Annotated in this window: 15 protein-coding genes; 10 read left to right on the plus strand and 5 right to left on the minus strand. The window is 72.5% G+C overall.

The features are described from left to right. Positions 1-130: 130 nt before the first annotated feature. Positions 131-1,165, minus strand: coding sequence for a phosphatidylinositol-specific phospholipase C domain-containing protein (locus tag AB0I21_RS15290; RefSeq protein ID WP_360561516.1), 1,035 nt, complete (start codon positions 1,163-1,165; stop codon positions 131-133). Positions 1,166-1,312: 147 nt separating this feature from the next. Between AB0I21_RS15290 and AB0I21_RS15295 the strand changes: the two genes are divergently transcribed. The 6 genes from AB0I21_RS15295 to AB0I21_RS15320 all read left to right on the plus strand — a co-directional run bounded on the left by AB0I21_RS15295 (position 1,313) and on the right by AB0I21_RS15320 (position 9,049). Next, entirely contained in the window at positions 1,313-2,317 is a 1,005-nt protein-coding gene (locus tag AB0I21_RS15295) for a hypothetical protein (RefSeq protein WP_360561518.1), read from the plus strand. Beyond that, positions 2,314-3,942, plus strand: a complete 1,629-nt coding sequence (locus AB0I21_RS15300) for a VWA domain-containing protein (protein ID WP_360561519.1) — start codon at positions 2,314-2,316, stop codon at positions 3,940-3,942. The genes AB0I21_RS15295 and AB0I21_RS15300 overlap by 4 nt, the downstream gene beginning before the upstream one ends. A 57-nt stretch (positions 3,943-3,999) precedes the next feature. Beyond that, positions 4,000-4,887: a polyphosphate kinase 2 gene (ppk2, locus tag AB0I21_RS15305; RefSeq protein WP_360561521.1), complete on the plus strand. Its 888-nt coding sequence runs from the start codon at positions 4,000-4,002 to the stop codon at positions 4,885-4,887. Between the two features lie 40 nt (positions 4,888-4,927). After that, a complete protein-coding gene (locus tag AB0I21_RS15310; RefSeq protein WP_360561523.1) occupies positions 4,928-5,752 on the plus strand; it encodes an MEDS domain-containing protein in 825 nt (274 codons plus the stop codon). 135 nt (positions 5,753-5,887) lie between these two features. Next, a complete protein-coding gene (locus AB0I21_RS15315; RefSeq protein ID WP_360561525.1) occupies positions 5,888-7,627 on the plus strand; it encodes a 4-alpha-glucanotransferase in 1,740 nt (579 codons plus the stop codon). Between the two features lie 51 nt (positions 7,628-7,678). Next, positions 7,679-9,049, plus strand: coding sequence for an SPFH domain-containing protein (locus AB0I21_RS15320; protein WP_360561527.1), 1,371 nt, complete (start codon positions 7,679-7,681; stop codon positions 9,047-9,049). 6 nt (positions 9,050-9,055) lie between these two features. Here AB0I21_RS15320 and AB0I21_RS15325 read toward each other — a convergent pair whose 3' ends face one another. Both AB0I21_RS15325 and AB0I21_RS15330 read right to left on the minus strand, forming a co-directional pair. Then, positions 9,056-9,649, minus strand: coding sequence for a GNAT family N-acetyltransferase (locus tag AB0I21_RS15325; protein WP_344498139.1), 594 nt, complete (start codon positions 9,647-9,649; stop codon positions 9,056-9,058). A gap of 67 nt (positions 9,650-9,716) precedes the next feature. After that, on the minus strand, positions 9,717-10,781 hold the full coding sequence (locus tag AB0I21_RS15330; RefSeq protein ID WP_360561529.1) for a family 43 glycosylhydrolase: 1,065 nt from the start codon (positions 10,779-10,781) through the stop codon (positions 9,717-9,719). A gap of 160 nt (positions 10,782-10,941) precedes the next feature. Here AB0I21_RS15330 and AB0I21_RS15335 point away from each other — a divergent pair, with 160 nt between their 5' ends. From AB0I21_RS15335 to AB0I21_RS15350, 4 genes are all read left to right on the plus strand, one after another. Further along, entirely contained in the window at positions 10,942-11,283 is a 342-nt protein-coding gene (locus tag AB0I21_RS15335; protein WP_360561531.1) for a metalloregulator ArsR/SmtB family transcription factor, read from the plus strand. Further along, positions 11,276-12,142: an SRPBCC domain-containing protein gene (locus tag AB0I21_RS15340; RefSeq protein WP_360561533.1), complete on the plus strand. Its 867-nt coding sequence runs from the start codon at positions 11,276-11,278 to the stop codon at positions 12,140-12,142. The genes AB0I21_RS15335 and AB0I21_RS15340 overlap by 8 nt, the downstream gene beginning before the upstream one ends. Before the next feature lie 74 nt (positions 12,143-12,216). Further along, complete coding sequence (locus tag AB0I21_RS15345) at positions 12,217-12,786, plus strand: HEAT repeat domain-containing protein (protein ID WP_360561535.1); 570 nt, start codon at positions 12,217-12,219, stop codon at positions 12,784-12,786. Next, positions 12,783-12,917, plus strand: a complete 135-nt coding sequence (locus tag AB0I21_RS15350) for a hypothetical protein (protein ID WP_360561537.1) — start codon at positions 12,783-12,785, stop codon at positions 12,915-12,917. The genes AB0I21_RS15345 and AB0I21_RS15350 overlap by 4 nt, the downstream gene beginning before the upstream one ends. Positions 12,918-13,948: 1,031 nt before the next feature. On the opposite strand, the gene treZ is transcribed toward AB0I21_RS15350, so the two are convergent. Next, positions 13,949-15,661, minus strand: a complete 1,713-nt coding sequence (gene treZ / locus AB0I21_RS15355; protein WP_360561539.1) for a malto-oligosyltrehalose trehalohydrolase — start codon at positions 15,659-15,661, stop codon at positions 13,949-13,951. A gap of 3 nt (positions 15,662-15,664) precedes the next feature. Then, positions 15,665-17,896 carry a malto-oligosyltrehalose synthase gene (gene treY / locus AB0I21_RS15360; protein ID WP_360561540.1) on the minus strand — a complete coding sequence of 744 codons (2,232 nt, stop codon included), beginning with the start codon at positions 17,894-17,896 and terminating at the stop codon, positions 15,665-15,667. Position 17,897 lies beyond the last annotated feature (1 nt).

Here is a 17,897-nt window from a genome sequence, read left to right on the forward strand (position 1 = left end):
GGAAAGTATGCCATTGAGCAAGGATGATTCCGGTCCCGGTCGACCGTCCGGCCGTGACCCTGAGCCGTTCAGCCAGGGTGTCCGTCCGGACGGTCGATCACGTGGCCGTCTGCCACCAGGTGGGTAGCGGTCAGCCGCGCGGGACGACGGTGCCGAGGACGCCGGTGCTCGGGGCCCAGTCGGCGGAGACGATGGTGGCGCCGCGGCCGGCGAGGAGGTTGATCCTGGCGAGGGCCTGGGCGTTGGTGGGCGCGGTCGGGTCGATCGGCGGCGGGACCGCGGAGGCGTCGGTCATGACGAGGAGGTAGTGGTTGGTGTTGTACCAGGTGGTGTCGATGGACCCGTTGAGGTAGGTGCTGGCGCTGCCGTCGAAGATCACGAACCAGGGCCGGATGTTGGTCTCGCTGTAGCGGGTGCGCGGGTCGCCGGCGGCGGCGTCGAGGACGGACGGGAAGGACTGGGCCCGGGCGAGGTTCCCGGCGGCGGCGAGGTCGCGCAGGTGGCGGCTGTATTCGACGTCGGTGTCGAGGTTGTCGAACGGGTTGCCGCGTTCGAACGTGCCGGGGATGATCTCGAGCATGACCTTGCCGGCGAGGGCGGCGCGGGTCGGCCAGTTGTCGGCCTTCGCGGCGGCGTCGAGGGTGGCGTAGGAGCCCTTCAGGTCGGCGGGCTTGAACACCTTGGTGCCGAGCTTGCTCGCGACGAGGGTGTCGAAGTCGGCGGGGCCCAGGCCGTACCGGCTGTCGAAGCCGGCCTTGAGCTCGATCTTGAGGTGCAGGGGCTGGTGCCCGGGGTGGGCGTCGCTCCAGATGCGGATGTCGTCGAGGCAGACGCCGAACTGCTGGTCGCGGGCGCCGGTGCGCAGCTGGGCGGCGGTGGTCGCGGCGGTGCAGTTGTTGCTGGTGCCGAAGAGCTCGTGGTTGACGCGCCAGCGGCGGCTCGCGGTGTCGACCCAGATGTCGAACTCGAGCAGGGACACGCCGGTGTCGAGGGCGTCGGCGAGGTAGGCGTACTTCGCCTTGTCGTAGGTGTTGTGGACGCCGACGGCGGTGGTGTGGGAGAGCTTGAGGGCGTCGGCCGGGCCGGCGGCGTGGGCCGTGGACGGGGTGACGAGGGCGGCGGCGACGACCGTGAGTGTGACAGCGGTCAATGACTTCCAGCGCATGCGGAGCACGATAGTCATCGATGGAGTCCGGGCGGAACCGGCGATGTGAACAGCTGTCGAACGATCATCCACTGTGGACTAAATGAACACGGTCTGAACAGCAGATATACGGCAAGGGCCTTGCGGCGGCGGGGCACAATCACGGGCGTGAGACGGACCGGATGGCTCATCGTCCTCGTGGTGCTGCTCGTCGTCGCCGGCGCCTCGATCGGCCACCTCCTCGGCCGCGACGCCGACCCTCGCGAGGTCACCGGGGTGATCGGCTCGGAGAAGGCCGGCTTCTTCGCCGACCCCGAGGTCAAGGCCGCCCTCGCCGAGCACGGCCTCCGGCTGCGGCTCGACCCGGCCGGCTCCCGCCGGATGGCCGGGATGCCGCTGGACAGCTACGACTTCGCGTTCCCCGGCAGCGCCCCGGCGGCCGCGGAGATCGCCCGGCACCGCCGGCCCGCCGCCCCCGCCGTCACGGTGTTCAGCTCACCCCTCGCGGTCGCCAGCACCAGCCCGATCGTCGACCTGCTGCAGAGCGCCGGCCTCGCCCGCCGCGCCGCCGCCGGCGGGCACTGGACCCTGGACGTGAAGGCGCTCGTCGAGGCGAACCAGCGGCAGCTGCGCTGGGACCAGATCCCCGGCAACGCCACGTTCCAGGTCAAGCAGGCCGTCCTCGTCGCCACCACCCGGCCCGCCGACTCGAACTCCGCCGCGCTCTACGCCGCGATCCTCAACCAGGTCACCGGCGGAAACCTCAACGCGGTCACGAAGCTCTTCGCCGACCAGGGCGCGGTCGACACCACCACCGAGGAGCCCTTCGAGAGCTGGCTGAGCCGCACCACCGACTTCGCGCCGCTGGTGCTCGTCTACGAGGCCCAGTTCCTGGATCGCGGCAAGGGCGAGAACCACGTCCTGCTCTACCCGCAGCCGACGATCGTCAGCGAGCACACGGTGGTGCCGTTCACCGCCGCCGGCGCCGAGCTGGCGAAGCTGCTGCAGACGGACCCGCAGCTGCAGCGCCTCGCCGCCGCGCACGGGTTCCGCACCGCCGGCGCGCCCCTCGCGCCCGGCGCGGCCGCCCTCGGCGGCCCCGACGTCATCCCGTCCCCGGACGAACCCACTTTGCAAGCGCTGCTCGACGCGCTGGAAGAGAGACTCGCATGAGGAAGCTCCTGGTGGCCTCCCTGGCCCTGGTCGTCGTCGGTTCCCTGGCCGCCTGCACGGACCCGCCGCAGGCCGCGAAGGGGGAGCAGCCGTTCGTCAAGGGTGACGGCGTGCTGCGGGTCCTGGCCGGCAGCGAGCTCGCCGACCTGCAACCGATCCTCGACGAGGCGGCCGCGGCGACCGGTGTCACCGTCAAGCTGACCCCCACCGGCACCCTCGACGGCGTCGAGTCGGTGGTGCAGGGCGGGGCGGCGAAGCAGTACGACGCCACCTGGTTCGCCAGCAACCGGTACCTGCAGCTGCACCCGGACGCCGCGTCCCGCACCGGCACCGCCACGAAGATCGCGACCTCGCCGGTCGTGCTCGGCCTGCGCCGCTCCGTCGCGCAGAAGCTGGGCTGGTCGGTGCAGGACGGCGGCACCCGCCCCACCTGGAGCGAGATCGCGGTCGCCGCCGGCGAGCGGAAGTTCAGCTACGGGATGACGAACCCGGCCGCGTCCAACTCCGGGTTCGCGGCGCTGGTCGGGGTCGCCGCCGCGATCGCCGGGACCGGCGCCGCCCTCACCGCCGACCAGATCGGGCCGATCACGCCGCGGCTGCGGGCGTTCTTCGCCGGGCAGATCCTCACCGCCGGCTCGTCCGGCTGGCTCATGGACGCCTACCTGCGCGCCGGCACCGAGGGCCGGCCCGTCGACGGTCTCGTCAACTACGAGTCGGTGATCCTGTCGCTCAACGCGTCCGGGAAGCTCACCGAGCCGCTCACCGTCGTCTACCCGGCCGACGGGGTCGTCACCGCCGACTACCCGCTGACGCTGCTGTCCGGGGCGTCGGAGCAGGCCCGCACCAACTACGCGGCGGTGACGGACTACCTGCGCCGGCCGTCGGTGCAGCGGCAGATCATGCAGCGGACGTGGCGCCGCCCGGCCGTGCCAGACCCGTCGCTGACCCTGGACGCCGCGTTCGGGCCGAAGAGCGGCAACCTGCCGGAGCTGCCGTTCCCCGGCAAGCTCGACGCCGCCGACGCGCTCATCGGCGCGTTCGGCGACTCGCTGCGCCGCCCCGCCCGCACCATCTACGTGCTGGACCTGTCCGGGTCGATGAAGGGTGAGCGGCTGGCCGGGCTCAAGACCGCGCTGACCGGGCTCACCGGCGCCGACACGAGCCTGTCCGGGCAGTTCAGCCGGTTCAACGGCCGCGAACAGGTGATCCTGCTGCCGTTCAGCACCCGCCCCGGCACCCCGACGACGTTCGACCTGCCGGAGGCCGGGTTCGAGCCGACCCTCGCGCAGATCCGCACCCACGTGCAGCAGCTCAAGGCCGACGGCGACACCGCCATCTACGACGCGCTGCTCGCCGCGTACGGCATGGTCGGCGCGGGCGGCGACGACCGGGTCACGTCGATCGTGCTGCTCACCGACGGTGCCCGCACCGCCGGCGCCGACCTCGCCGCGTTCCGGGCGAAGGTGCCGCAGCTGCCGCGGGTGCCGGTGTTCACCGTCCTGTTCGGCGAGAGCAACACCGGCGAGATGACCGAGGTAAGCAACCTCACCGGCGGCCGCACCTTCGACGCCCGGGCGACCGGCGCCCTCGCCGGCGCGTTCAAGGAGATCCGGGGGTACCAGTAACGTGCTGTTCAAACTGCCGCAGTGGTGAAACGGCGGGGGAGAGGGTACATCCATGGGATGGCTGACCTCTCTCTCGACGACTACCTGGTCGAGGACGACGACGATGACGACCCGGTGCTGCTGCGCAAGGACGGGCAGCCGGTCGACACCTGGCGGGAGGACTACCCGTACGACGAGCGGATGACCCGCGACGAGTACGACCGCACCAAACGCCTCCTGCAGATCGAGCTGCTGAAGCTGCAGTACACGCTGAAGGCCCGCGGCGACCGGCTCGTCATCCTGTTCGAGGGGCGCGACGCCGCCGGCAAGGGCGGCACCATCAAACGGTTCATGGAGCACCTCAACCCGCGCGGCGCCCGGGTCGTCGCCCTGGAGAAGCCCAGCGAACGCGAGTCGACGCAGTGGTACTTCCAGCGGTACGTGCACCACCTGCCGGCCGCCGGCGAGTTCGTGCTGTTCGACCGGTCCTGGTACAACCGGGCCGGCGTCGAGCGGGTGATGGGCTTCTGCACCCGCGCCGAATACCTGGAGTTCATGCGGGAGGCGCCGGAGCTGGAGCGGATGCTCGTGCGGTCCGGGATCAACCTCGTCAAGTTCTGGTTCTCCGTGTCGCGCAACGAGCAGAAGACCCGGTTCCTGATCCGGCAGGTCGACCCGGTCCGGCAGTGGAAGCTGTCGCCGATGGACCTCGCGTCCCTGGACAAGTGGGACGACTACACGGACGCGAAGGAGGCGATGTTCTTCTACACCGACACCGCCGACGCGCCGTGGACCGTGGTCAAGTCCAACGACAAGAAACGCGCCCGCATCGAGGCGATGCGGCACGTGCTGAGCCGCTTCGACTACGACGGCAAGGACGCCGACCTGGTCCGCAACCCCGACCCGCTGATCATCGGCGCGGCCGCGCTCGCCGACGAGTCGACCGGTGACGCACCTCGGCTGTAGCGGTCTAGCCTGGGCGGTTGATTGTCCATAGGCTTGTGCGGTGTCGGAGGGGCGGACGGTGCCGTCGTGGCGGCTGGGTGAGCACGTCAGCGCCACCTACGCCGCCACCGACGAGTGCCGCGACCTGCTCGCCGGGTTCGTGCGGACCGGGGTCCGCCCAGGCCGGCGGGTGGTCGTGTTCCTCGACGCGGACGACACCGACCTGGCGCGGCAGCTCGTCGCGGCCGCGCCCGACGCGGCGGCCGGGCAGCTGCTCGTCCTGCTGTACGGCATCGGCTTCACCGCGTCCGGCGACGGCCGGGTCCAGCAGATGCTCGACGGGCTCACCACCGTCCGCGACGAGGCGTTCGCCGACGGGTTCCAGACGGTGTTCGTCGCCGGGAAGATGACGTGGACGCTGCGGGCCGGGTTCGCCGCCGCCGACCTCGTCGCCTACGAGTCGGCGGTCAACGCGTTCTTCGGCGACGCCCGGATCGGCGGGCTCTGCCTGTACGACCGCCGCAGCTTCGACAAGGCGACCATCGGCGCGGTCGCGGCCGCGCACGCCGGGCCGCTGCTGCGCTTCACCGTCGGCGGCTGGGGTGCGCACCTGCGGCTGTCCGGTGAGCTCGACGCCTCCAACACCGGCGCGCTGCCGTCGATCCTCGGCATGGTCACCGAGGCCGACAGCACTGTGCTGCTCGACGCCAGCGACCTGCAGTTCCTCGACGCGGCCGCGGCCCGCGCGATCGTCGGGTTCGCCGCGTCCCGGCCCAACCGGCACACCGTCGTGCGGTGCCCCCGCGGCGTCCGGCAGGCACTCGACCTCGTCGGCGCCGACGAGGTGCCGACCCTCGTGCTCCGCGACCGGGTCGGCGGCACATGACCGACCCGGAGCGTAGCGGAGGGTCGGGCATCATGGGCTCAGTGTGGAGGTCAGGTCGACGCCGGAGCGCAGCGGAGGTGGCGGCATGACCGGTCGGGCGCTTCGCCGCCGGGCCGGCGGGGTATGACTGTGCGCGTGCCTGCCTTTCCCCGCGGTGTAGCGACCTACTACGAGACCTCCGGCCACGAGCGCGTCGACATCGCGCCCGAGGTCGTGCAGACGGTGCTGGCGCTGCTCGGGCCGCCCGCCGCGGTGCCGGGCCCGGCGGCGGGCGGGGCGCCGGTGGTGCCGTCCGGGCCGCTGCCGGCGGTGCCGCGCACCTGGGGGTGGATGCTGCAGCTGTACGGGGTGCGCTCGGCCGGCTCGTGGGGTGTCGGCGACTTCGCCGACCTCGCCGCCTTCACCCGCTGGGCCGCGTCGACGGGCGCCGGGGCGATCCTCGTCAACCCGCTGCACGCCGTCGCGCCCGTCGATCCGCTGCCGTCCTCGCCGTATTCGCCGTCGTCGCGCCGGTTCGTGAACCCGCTGTACCTGCGGATCACCGACCTGCCCGAGTACCGCTCCGCCGCGCCGGACGTCCGCGCCGCCGTCGACGCGCTGCGCCCCGCCGGACCGGCCGGCGAGCTGATCGACTACGACGGCGTGTGGCGGGCGAAACGCGCGGCGCTGGCCCTGCTGTGCCCGGCGGCCGGGGGTGCCGCCGGGAGTCCGGAGCGTCCGGAGCGTTCCGAGCTGGCGGACTTCGCCGTGTACTGCGCGCTCGTCGCCGACCACGGCCCCGACTGGCGGACCTGGCCCGCCGAGCTGCGGCAGCCCGGACCGGCCGCGTACGCGGTCGCCGACCCCGCGGCGGTCGCGTTCCACATCTGGTTGCAGCGGCGCTGCGCGGAGCAGCTGGCGGCCGCGAACGCCGCCGCCGCCGGGATGACCGTCGGGATCATCCACGACCTCGCCGTCGGCATCGACCCCGGCGGCGCCGACGCGTGGACGATGCAGGACGTCGTCGCCGCCGGGGCGAAGATCGGCGCGCCGCCGGACGCGTTCAACCAGCAGGGCCAGGACTGGGGGCTCGCCACGTGGAGCCCCGACCGGCTCGCCGACACCGGCTACGCCGCCTGGCGGACCCTGCTGCGCGACATCTTCCGGCACGCCGGCGGGCTGCGCGTCGACCACGTCGCCGGCCTGTGGCGGCTGTGGTGGGTGCCGCCGGGCCAGACCCCGGCGCAGGGCACGTACGTGTACTACGACGACGAGGCGATGCTCGGCATCCTCGTCGAGGAGGCGAAGCTCGCCGGCGCGGTCGTCGTCGGCGAGGACCTCGGCACCGTCGAAGAGGTCGTCACCACCACCCTGCAGGACCGCAACGTCCTCGGCTCGGCCGTGCTGTGGTTCACCCGCGACGACGACGGCCGGTTCCTGCCGCCCGGCGACTGGCCCGAGAACGCGCTCGCCAGCATCTCCACCCACGACCTGCCGACCGCCGCCGGGTTCCTGTCCGGCGAGCACGTCCTGTCCCGCGCCGAGGCCGGCGTCCTCACCCGCGACGTGAAGCTCGAGTGGGCCGCCGCCACCGCCGACCGCACGGCGCTGCTGGACCTGCTGGACGCCGAAGGGCTCACCGGCCCCGACAGCACCGACGAGGAGATCGTCCTCGCCATGCACCAGCTGCTGCTGCGCACCCCGTGCCGGATCGTGCTCGCGTCCCCGTACGACGTCCTCGGCGAGGTCCGCCAGCCGAACCTGCCGGGGACGACCACGCAGTACCCGAACTGGCGGATCCCGCTGCCGCTGCCGCTGGAGGAGCTGACCACCGACGCGCGGATGAAGCAGATCGCGGACCTGTTCTCTGGCGACATATCGGTGGCGCGCCCTTGACGGGGTCGCCCAAGATGGGTGCCCGGAATCCCACGATCAGGGAGCGGGCGGATGTCGAGCGGGAACAGCTACCTTCAGCAGGTCGTCGCGCAGCAGGAGCGCCTCGAGAGTGACCTGAGGTCCAAGCGCAGCGTCGCGGCACCGGCCCCCGCCGCGCCGGGCGGCCCGACCCGCGGCGGCGGCCGGCAGCAGGCGAGCCAGCCGGCGCCGAACGCCGTCGAGGTCCGCGTCACCGGGTTCGGCCGGTGGAAGACCGTCATCGTCCCGCCGAACGCGTTCGTCGTGCACACCCGCCGCGGCCGCAGCGAACCCCTGCACGTCGGGCTCGGCGTGTCGTTCCGGTACAACCCCGCGACCGACTCCTACCTCGTCGTGCCCGGCGCCATGCAGACCATCCTGATCAACGCCTTCTGCATCTGCCGGGAGCTACAGGGCGTCCTCGTCCAGGCGTACGTGCAGTGGATCATCGAGGACTTCTCCACCGCGTACCGCAAGCTCGACTTCGGCGACGCCGAGGACCCGATGCGCCTCGTCAACCTGCAGCTCAAGGAGCAGGCCGAGGCCGCGATCAAGGACAAGGTCGCCACCCTCGGCGTCAGCGACGTCCTCAGCGACAAGCAGCCCATCATCGAGGAGCTCACCGCCCGGCTGCGGGCCGTCGCCGAAGGCACCTCCGGCAACTCCGCCGCCGACCCCTCCGCCGGTCTCGGCCTGCGGATCGTCACCGTGCAGATCAAGGAGGCCGTGGTCAGCTCGTCGCGGCTGTGGGAGAACCTGCAGAAGCCGTACCGCTCCGAGCAGGGACGCATCGCCCGGCTCGCCGAGCTCGCCGCCGACGAGGCGATCGGCGCCCGCGAGCTCGCCGCGTCCCGGCTGCGGCAGACCCAGCAGATCGAGAGCGACCGGGAGCTGGCCGAGCTGCGCGCCCGCAACGCCGCCGTGCAGTTCGACCAGGAGGCGCAGGAGCAGCTGCGCCGCTCGCAACGGCAGGAGGAGGACAGCCGCGCCCTCGCCGACCTGCAGGACGCCACCGCCCGGCACGCCATGGCGCTGGAGCGGTCCCGGGCCGCGGAGGAGGCGGAGATCGGCCGGCTGCGGATCGAACGCGACACCGAGCTGCGCCGCCTCACCGTCAACGGCGAGCTGGCCGTCGAGGCGATCCGCGCCCAGGCCGTCCACGAGCAGGGGCTGCTCGAACTGGACCGGGCCCGGCTGCGCGGCGAGATCGACAACTCGCAGTCCGCGGAGGCGATCCAGGCGAAGCTCGTCGGCTCCCTGCCCGAGATCGTCGCGAAGCTGCCGAAGCCCGCCGAGCTGCGCACCGTCACCATCGGCGGCAACGACACCTCCACCGTCGGCGGTCTCCTCGCGGAGCTCGCCGGCGTCGTCGGCGCGCTCCAGGCGACCCTGAAGAAGCCGTAACCCGGTCTACTCGACGGGCATGAACGGGCGCTTGCACCGGCGGCGGGCCGTCGGGTCGAGGTGCCGCCACCGGATCGTCGCCATGCTCCGCCCGTCCGGCAGCGTGTGCATGAACACCCCTTCAACCGGCAGGAACCCGGCCGAGGCGAGCCAGCGGCGGCTCGCCTCGTTGTCGGTCTCGCACCTGGCCCGCAGCTCCGTGACGCCGAAGTGCCGGTGGGCGAAGGCGCACACGACCTGCAGGGCCTCCCGGCCGAAGCCGAACCGGCGGAACGCCGGGTGGACGAGGCCGCTGACCTCCATGTAGCCGTCGTCGGCCCGGCCGAAGCCGGCGCTGACGACGGCGACACCCGTCTGCGGGTCGCGGCCGATGAACTCGGCGCCCTCGTCGGCGATGACCATCGGGTCCGTGTCGTCCTGGTCGACCCACGGCCCGTCCTCGCCCCAGCCGAGCCGGAACCTCGCCTCGGCGTCGGCCAGGTCGGCCCACACGTCGATCAGCTCCTGCCGGCGCGGCACCGACACCTCCAGCCGCGCCGTCGTCGCGGTGTGCGCCCCGCCGAACCCGCACCGCAGTACCGGCGCCGCCGTGTCGACCATGGTTGTCGACGGTACCCGACGGCGCCGGCCTGGGTTTTGCCCTGACGCTCGGTCAGGGCTTCAGCGTCTAGCTCAGGCGGAACTGCTGGGCGGCGGAGCCGTTGCAGTCCCAGATCCGCAGGGCGGTGCCGTTGGCGGTGGCGCCGTTGGGGGAGTCCAGGCAGCGGCCGGACTGCGGGTTGCGCAGCGAGCCGTTGGCCTGCGGCGCCCACTGCTGCGCGCCGCCGCCGTTGCAGTCCCACAGCTGGACGAGGGCGCCGTTGGCGGTCGAGCCGCCCGTGACGTCGAGGCAGCGGCCCAGGGTGCGCAGCGTGCCGCCGGACGCCGTCCAGTGCTGGTCGCCGGCCGACGCCAGGCAGTCCCACAGCTGGACCGCGGCGCCGTTACCGCCGGAGTCGTCGCCGGACACGTCGACGCACTTGCCGCCCGGGCCGGTGAGGAGCCCGCCGGCGGCCGGGGCGGGGCGGGCCTCGACACCCGTCGCCGTCATCGTGACCCGGGCGATCGTGCCGTCACCGTTGAAGTACATGCGGTCCAGCGCCGCGTACCGCTTGCTGTAGTCGCCGTTCTGGTAGCGGTGGTAGACCATGTACCAGTCGTCGGTGCCCGGGTACTGCAGCATGCCGTTGTGGCCGGGACCGTTGTAGGCGCCGGCCGCGGACAGGATCTGGCCGCCGTAGGTCCACGGGCCGAGCGGGCCCGGGCCGGTGGAGTACTGCACGTTGTAGCTGTTGTCGGCGTACGAGCCGTTGGAGTACTGCAGGTAGTAGCGGCCGGCCCGCTTGAACACGAACGGCGCCTCGGTGAAGTTCTGCGGCCGCTGGACGGTGACCGTGCCGCTGACCGAGGTCATGTCGGCGTTGAGCCGGAAGACGCCCATGTTGCCGCCGCCGGCGGAGCCACCGAAGTACAGGTACGCCTGGCCGTCGTCGTCGACGAACACCATCGGGTCGATCGCCTCGATGCCGCTCGCGGTCGTGTACACGTAGTAAGCGCCGTTGAACAGCTCGATCGAGGGGGCCGGGTGATCCCCGGGGAGGATCGGGTTCCCTGAGGCGGCGGCGACTGCGGGCGGCACGGGGGCCACGAGCAGCCCCACGAGCAGCGCCGCCAGGGCGAGGACACGTTTCATCGCAAACTCCTGACCTGGCACATGGCGGTGTGTCGATGCCCGACTATGCGTACCCGCGACGCCTTATGAAATATCTTGTTGGAAAGTGTTCGGCTTGACTTCGGTACACCGGCGGCATTAAATAACCGAGAGGTTAGATAACCAAGTGGTGAGGTAACCCATGGTCACCGATCAGCTCAGCATGACCTTCGCGGCGCTCGCCGACCCGACCCGGCGGGCGATCCTGGCCCGGCTGACCCGCGGCGAGGCGACCGTGAAGGAGCTGTCCGCGCCGTTCGCCATGAGCGGCCCGGCGATCTCCAAGCACCTGCGGGTCCTGGAGCACGCCGGTCTGATCAGCCGCGGCCGCGAGGCGCAGTGGCGCCCTTGCCGGCTGGAGGCGGCCCCCATGCGCGAGGTGACGGAGTTCGCCGAGCAGTACCGGCGGTTCTGGGACGAGAGCTACGCCCGACTCGACAGCTACCTGCAGACCCTGCAGCAGAAGGACGGCACCGATGATTGACGCCAACGCCACCGCGTTCGACCTGCCCAGCGACGTGGAGATCCAGATCCGGCGGACCCTCGCGGCGCCGCGGGCCCTCGTCTTCGACTGCTACACCAACCCCGAGCACCTGCCCAACTGGATGACCGGCCCGCCCGGGTGGACCATGCCGGTCTGCGAGATCGACCTGCGCCCCGGCGGCGGCTACCGGTACGTGCTGCGCGGCGAGGGCGCCGCCGAGATGACGCTCACCGGCACGTTCACCGAGGTGCGGCGCCCGCTGCGGATCGTGGCGACCGAGACGTGGGGCCCCGGCTTCCCCGAGACGCTCAACACCGTGACGTTCGAGGCCGCCGGCAGCCACACCACCGTCACCACCCTCGTGCGTTACCCGTCGCAGTCGGCGCGCGACGCCGCTCTGCAGTCCGGGATGAAGGAAGGTCTCGAGGCCGGCTTCAGCAGCCTGGAGTCCTACGCGCAGGGCGTCACCCTCCCGCCGGTGCCCGACATGCGCCTCGAGCTGGTGCCGGTGCCCGTCGCCGACGTCGACCGCGCCATCGGGTTCTACGTCGACCTGCTGGGCTTCCACCTCGACCACGACATCAAGCCCAACGACGACGTCCGCGTCACGCAGCTCACCCCGCCCGGCTCGGCGTGCTCGATCGTGCTGTACAAGAACCTGCCGGGCCTCGACCTGCCCGCGGGCACGCTGCGCGGCCTGCACCTCGTCGTCGCCGACATCCACAAGTCCCGGGAGCTGCTGCTCGCCCGCGGCGTCGAGGTCGCCGGCGTCGACGACATGGGCGGCATCCTGTACGCCGCCCTCACCGACCCCGACGGCAACACCTGGCTGCTGCAGGAGATCCCACCACGCCCCTGACGCTTCGTTCCCGTCTGTGGTCGGCTTCGCTTGTGGTCGGCTTCGTTTGTGGTCGGCTTCGTTATGGTCGTCGGATGGACCGGCTCGAGCGCCTGCTGCACGCCATGCGGGACGTGCGGGACTGCGCCGACCCGGTCGCCGACGAGATCGACGAGCTCGTCGCCGCCGACCCCGCCCACAGCCGCGCCGTGATCCTCGCCCACACCGGCGACGAGGTGACGCGGCTGTGGGCGCTCGGCCGGCTCGGCGACCCGCTGGACCTGCCCGCGGTGGCCGCAGCCCTCACCGACCCGGCCCTGCGGCACGTCGCCATGGAGGCGCTCGGCGGCATCCGCGATGCCGCCGGCGTCGACGCGGTGGCCCGCCCCCTGCTCGCCGACCCCGACCCCGTCATCCGCGCCATGGCCGTCGGCATCGTCGCGTTCCACGCCAGGCCGGGCGCCGTCGCCGCGCTGGTCCCGCTCGCCGCCGACCCCGACCCCGACGTGCGCATGCGGCTGGCCTGGCGGCTCGGCGCGCTTCCCGGCCCCGAGCCGGAGCTCGCCCTGCGCACCCTGCTCACCGACCCGGTCCGCCGCGTCCGCACCTTCGCCGCCCGCGGCCTCGCCCGCCGCACTGCTCGGGGGCTCACCGGAGGCCCATGACGGTCCCGTCCCACGCGGCGGCCGTCCTGCCGACCCTCTGGTGGCGCGTGCTGCACCACGGCTCAACCGTCGTCGGCGAGCTGCTGGTCCTGGCCTGGTTCACCGGCCGGGTTCTTGTCGTACCCCTGTGATGGAGTGTCGGTACCGCCAGCTGCAGCGACGTTTTCGGGGGGACGACCAGGAAGGGGGTGGCGGATTCGAGAGGACCAGTCGCGTTCGCCAGACACGCGACGCGTGTCGCTGAGCTGGGTCCAACGGGCGGACCTGATCCACGCTCGCAGTGCGACGTCGCGCGGCTCGCCAGACCGCCGCGGCGGCCAGAGCGGCCTGGCGGCCAGCAGCCGATTCTGGCGTGCAAGCGTCGGCGCGGACGGCTCCGGCGGTCGGTCAGCCGCGGTCGGTCAGCCGCGGTCGGTCGAGGCTGACGCTGCGACGCCGGGCAACCGGGCGCGGCGGACACACGTTCCGGACAGTCCGGCCGGTCGGCAGCGTTCAGGTCCGCGGCCGCTGGCTTTCGTGCGGCGACTGTGGCGGGTCGGCGTCGGCAGGTTGCCAGATGGGCCCGTGCAGGTGTCGCTGTGGTCGGCCAGCGTGGTGGGAGGTCCGGGTGGCTGGGCCTGTGGTGGTGGGCGGTCCGGTGCGACGCTCGGGTGTTGTTGTGGTCGGCCAGGGTGGTGGGAGGTCCGGGTGGCTGGGCCTGTGGTGGTGGGTGGCCCGGTGCGACGCTCGGGTGTTGTTGTGGTCGGCCAGGGTGGTGGGAGGTCCGGGTGGCTGGGCCTGTGGTGGTGGGCGGTCCGGTGCGACGCTCGGGTGTTGCTGTGGTCGGCCAGGGTGGTGGGAGGTCCGGGTGGCTGGGCCTGTGGTGGTGGGCGGTCCGGTGCGACGCTCGGGTGTTGCTGTGGTCGGCCAGGGTGGTGGGAGGTCCGGGTGGCTGAGCCTGTGGTGGTGGGCGGTCCGGTGCGACGCTCAAGTATCGCTGCGGTCGGCCAGGGTGGCCGGGGCTCTGAGTTGCGGCGGCGACAGACTGCGGCGGCCACGGGATGCGGCGCGCACGCGCGATCCCAGCCACGCGCGCGAGCGCGGGCTGTGCGTCGCGGAGCGGCGCATTGGGGTGCGGGTGAGAATCCCCGCCGGGGCCCCGCCGCGGCAGCGGTGGGGGTGATTACAGGATGGCGGCGGATTCTGGGGGGAGGGTGAGGGAGTCGGACTGGAGGATGGTTGCTTCGTCGGTGGTGAAGAGGAGGCAGGGCGCGGAGAGGGGGACGGTGCGGGGGGTTGATGTCAGGTTCGCCGCCACGGTGTGGGGGCCGCGGCGGATCAGCAGGACGCCGTCGTCGTGGGTGACCTCGATCAAGGGGAGGCGTGGGTCGGACAGGGCGGGGTGGCGTTTGCGGAGGGCGATCAGCGACCGGTACACCGCCAGCATCGACGGGTCCTGGGCGGACCAGTCCAGGTGGGAGTGTTCGAACGTGGCCGGGTCCTGCGGGTCGGGGACGTCGCCGGGGGGCCAGCCGTGGGCGGCGAACTCCTCGCGGCGGCCCTCGCGGACGGCCGTGGCCAGTGCGGGCTCCGGGTGGCTGGTGAAGAACTGCCACGGGGTGCGGGCGGCGAACTCCTCGCCCATGAAGAGCATCGGGGTGAAGGGGGACGTGAGCAGCAGCGTCGCGCCCACCTTGAGCAGGCCGTCGGACAGGGTCGCGGTCAGGCGGTCGCCGGTGGCGCGATTGCCGATCTGGTCGTGGTTCTGCAGGCAGACCACGAAACGGTGGCCCGGGATGCGGAGCGTGTCGACCGGGCGGCCGTGCACCCTGCCCCGGAAGGACGACCAGGTGCCGGCGTGGAAGAAGGCCGACGTCCAGACGGTGGCGAAGCAGGCGGGGGAGCCGAAGTCGCCGTAGTAGCCCTGCCGTTCGCCGGTGAGCAGGGCGTGTAGGGCGTGGTGCACGTCGTCGTCCCACTGGGCGTGCAGGCCGTAGCCACCGGCCTCGCGGGCCGTCACGAGCTTGGCGTCGTTGAGGTCGGACTCGGCGATGAGCGACAGGGGGCGGCCGACGGCGGTGGACAGCGCGTCCACCGCGACGGCGAGCTCCTCCAGCAGATGGGTGGCGCCGCGGTCGACGAGGGCGTGGACGGCGTCGAGGCGCAGGCCGTCGGCGTGGTAGTCGCGCAGCCACTGCAGGGCGCTGTCGATGATGAAGCGGCGGACCTCGCCGGAGTGGGCCTCGTCGAGGTTCAGCGAGCGGCCCCACGTGTTCGCGCCCGAGGACAGGTAGGGGCCGAAGGCCGGCGTGTACGCGCCGGACGGGCCGAAGTGGTTGTAGACCGCGTCGATGATCACGCCCAGGCCGTGGGTGTGCGCGGCGTCGATGAAGCGTTTGAGGCCGTCGGGGCCGCCGTAGGACTCCTGGACGGCGTGCCAGCCGACGCCGTCGTAGCCCCAGTTGTAGGTGCCGTTGAACGTGTTGACGGGCAGCAGCTCGATCATGTCGATGCCGAGGTCCCGCAGGTAGGGGAGCTTCTCGATGGCGGCGTCGAACGTGCCGCCGGGGGTGAACGTGCCGACGTGCAGTTCGTAGATCACGCTGCCGGGTAGCTGCCGGCCCTTCCATTCGCCGTCGTTCCAGGTGTACGAGGCATGGTCGTACACCTGACTCAGGCCATGCACGCCTGACGGCTGCCGCCTGGAGCGGGGGTCGGGCAGGACCTCGCCGCCGTCGAGGACGAACCCGTAGTCGGTGCCGTGACCGGCGTCCGGCACGGTCAGCGTCCACCAGCCGTCATGGGCAGCCGCCATCGGCAAGGAAGGCGAGGACGGGTCGCCGATGGACAGTGAGACGGTGGAAGCGGACGGGGCCCAGACGCGGAACTCGTGCACAGGCTACTCCCTCACCAAGAGCGCGACAGGGTACGTCGAGAGGATGTCGCCGACCCGCGTGGAGGCGATCGCGCGGCCGGTCAGGACGTCGGTCCAGGCGCCGCCGGGCAGCACCAGGGTTTCGCTGTCCCAGCCGCCGGCGGCGGCGAGGCGCAGCGGCAGCCGCGTGGCGACGGTCAGTGCGCCGCCCCGGTCGAAGGCGATCGTGTGGCCGGCGCTGTCACCGGTGGTGGGCACCGGCTGGTAGCCGCGGAACAGCTCCGGCCGGTCCCGCCGCAGCCGTAGCGCCCGGCTGACGACGAGGAGCTTCGCCACCCCGGAGGAGTCGACGGGCGGCTGTACAGCGGCGGCATCCAGCGCGGCGAGGAGGTCACGCCGCTCGGCGAAGTCGACGGGGCGGCGGTTGTCGGGGTCGACGAGCGAGTCCTCCCACAGCTCCGTGCCCTGGTAGACGTCAGGGACGCCGGGCATGGTCAGCTGCACCAGCTTCTGCCCGAGGGCGTTGGACCAGCCGAAGGGGCGGATCCCCGCCACGATCGTGTCGACCTCGGCGCGCAGGGCGGCATCCTCGGACAGCAGGCGCACGGCGGCGGCGAACGTCGCCTCGAAGGACGGGTCGGGGTTGTTCCACGAGGTCGAGCGGTTCGCCTCCCGGGCCGCCTTCGTCAGGTACGCCTGCAGCCGCTCGGCGGTCAGCGGCCACGCGCCGACCACGGTCTGCCAGAACAGCGCCTCGAACGACGGGTCGGGGATGCCGGCCCGGCCGATCAGCGGCGTGAGCAGGTCCGGCGCCTCGGACAGGACCGCGAGGCGGGCCCGGACGTCCTCGCCGCGCTTCGTGTCGTGGGTCGACAGGGTCGTCATCCCGGCCGGCCACTCCTCGAGGCGGCGGACCGCGGCGGCGTGGAACTCCTGCGGCGGCACTCCGAAGCGGGACGGGTCGCCGCCGACCTCGTTGAGGGCGATGAACCGGTTCCACCGGTACATGGCGGTGTCCTCGACGCCCTTCGCCATGACGGCGCCGGTGAGCTGCTGGAAGCGGGCGCACAGCTCGTCGGCGGGGTCGGTGAGGCGGGGGACGAGGCCGTCCAGCGCCTCGGCGAGGTCGGGCCGGCGGCGCTTCGTCTCCGCGACGGCGGCGTCGAAGTCGTCCCGGCCGTACGGCAGGTACGTGCGGTACACGTGGAAGTTCGAGGCGAGCTCCGCCAGGACGTCGACCGTCAGGGGGCCGGGCGCGAGGGCGGCGAGGCGGCGCAGCTCCGCCGGGAACAGCCGCCGGGTCACGTCCAGCTTCTGCTCGTGCGCCTCCTCGGGCCAGTCCGCGCCGTCGACCGGCGGGGCGCCGGCCGGGTCGATGAACAGGCCGCACACGTCGCCGAGGGCGTCGTAGCCGGTGGTGCCGTCGACGGGCCAGTGCGGCGGGAGCGGCTCGCCGCGCTCCAGGATCTTCTCCACGAGCAGCCACGCGTCCGGGGCCCGTTCGCGCAGCGTGGCGAGGTACCCGCCGGGGTCGCTCAGCCCGTCGGGGTGGTCGACCCGGATGCCGTCGACGTCGCCGTCGGCCACCCAGCGCAGCACCTCCTGGTGGGTGGCGTCGAACACGGCCGGGTCCTCCACCCGTACACCCGCCAACTCCGTCACGGCGAAGAACCGGCGGTAGTTGAGCAGCTCGTTGCCGCGCCGCCAGTCGACGAGCCGGTAGTGCTGCCGGTCGTGCACCTCCTGCGGGGTGCCTCCGCCGGTGCCCGGGGCGATCGGGAAGCGGTGCTCGTAGTAGCGCAGCTCGCCGTCTATAACCGACAAATCAAAAATGTCGGACTCGGCGCCCAGCACCGGCACGACGAGCCGGCCGGCATCCCAGTCGATGTCGAACCAGGACGCATAGCGGGAGGACGGGCCGTGCGTCAGGACGTCCCACCAGGCCGGGTTCGCGGCCGGCTGGAACAGGCCCATGTGGTTGGGCACGATGTCGACGACCAGGCCCAGCCCCTGCTGCCGCAGCGCCTCGACCAGCCGCCGCAGCGCCTCCCGGCCGCCCAGCTCCGGGTTGACGAGGGTCGGGTCGACCACGTCGTAGCCGTGCGGGGAGCCGGGTGTCGCGGCGAGCAGCGGCGCCGAGTACAGGTGGCTCACGCCGAGGTCGTGCAGGTAGCCGGCGAGCCCGGCGGTCGCGTCGAGGTCGAAGTCGGGGCGCACCTGGACGCGGTACGTCCCGGACGGGATGTTCGCCACCATG

Origin of the sequence: Dactylosporangium sp. NPDC050588, from assembly GCF_040654975.1 — a bacterium.
GTDB classification, from domain to species: domain Bacteria; phylum Actinomycetota; class Actinomycetes; order Mycobacteriales; family Micromonosporaceae; genus Dactylosporangium; species Dactylosporangium maewongense.

Bases quoted from the DNA above. Each gene is read 5' to 3' on its own strand.
- AB0I21_RS15320 (WP_360561527.1), top strand. From the start codon at position 7,679: ATGTCGAGCGGGAACAGCTACCTTCAGCAGGTCGTCGCGCAGCAGGAG.
- AB0I21_RS15330 (WP_360561529.1), bottom strand. From the start codon at position 10,781: ATGAAACGTGTCCTCGCCCTGGCGGCGCTGCTCGTGGGGCTGCTCGTG.
- AB0I21_RS15340 (WP_360561533.1), top strand. From the start codon at position 11,276: ATGATTGACGCCAACGCCACCGCGTTCGACCTGCCCAGCGACGTGGAG.
- treY (WP_360561540.1), bottom strand. From the start codon at position 17,896: ATGGTGGCGAACATCCCGTCCGGGACGTACCGCGTCCAGGTGCGCCCC.
- AB0I21_RS15345 (WP_360561535.1), top strand. From the start codon at position 12,217: ATGGACCGGCTCGAGCGCCTGCTGCACGCCATGCGGGACGTGCGGGAC.
- AB0I21_RS15350 (WP_360561537.1), top strand. From the start codon at position 12,783: ATGACGGTCCCGTCCCACGCGGCGGCCGTCCTGCCGACCCTCTGGTGG.
- ppk2 (WP_360561521.1), top strand. From the start codon at position 4,000: ATGGCTGACCTCTCTCTCGACGACTACCTGGTCGAGGACGACGACGAT.
- AB0I21_RS15300 (WP_360561519.1), top strand. From the start codon at position 2,314: ATGAGGAAGCTCCTGGTGGCCTCCCTGGCCCTGGTCGTCGTCGGTTCC.
- AB0I21_RS15335 (WP_360561531.1), top strand. From the start codon at position 10,942: ATGGTCACCGATCAGCTCAGCATGACCTTCGCGGCGCTCGCCGACCCG.
- AB0I21_RS15325 (WP_344498139.1), bottom strand. From the start codon at position 9,649: ATGGTCGACACGGCGGCGCCGGTACTGCGGTGCGGGTTCGGCGGGGCG.
- AB0I21_RS15290 (WP_360561516.1), bottom strand. From the start codon at position 1,165: ATGCGCTGGAAGTCATTGACCGCTGTCACACTCACGGTCGTCGCCGCC.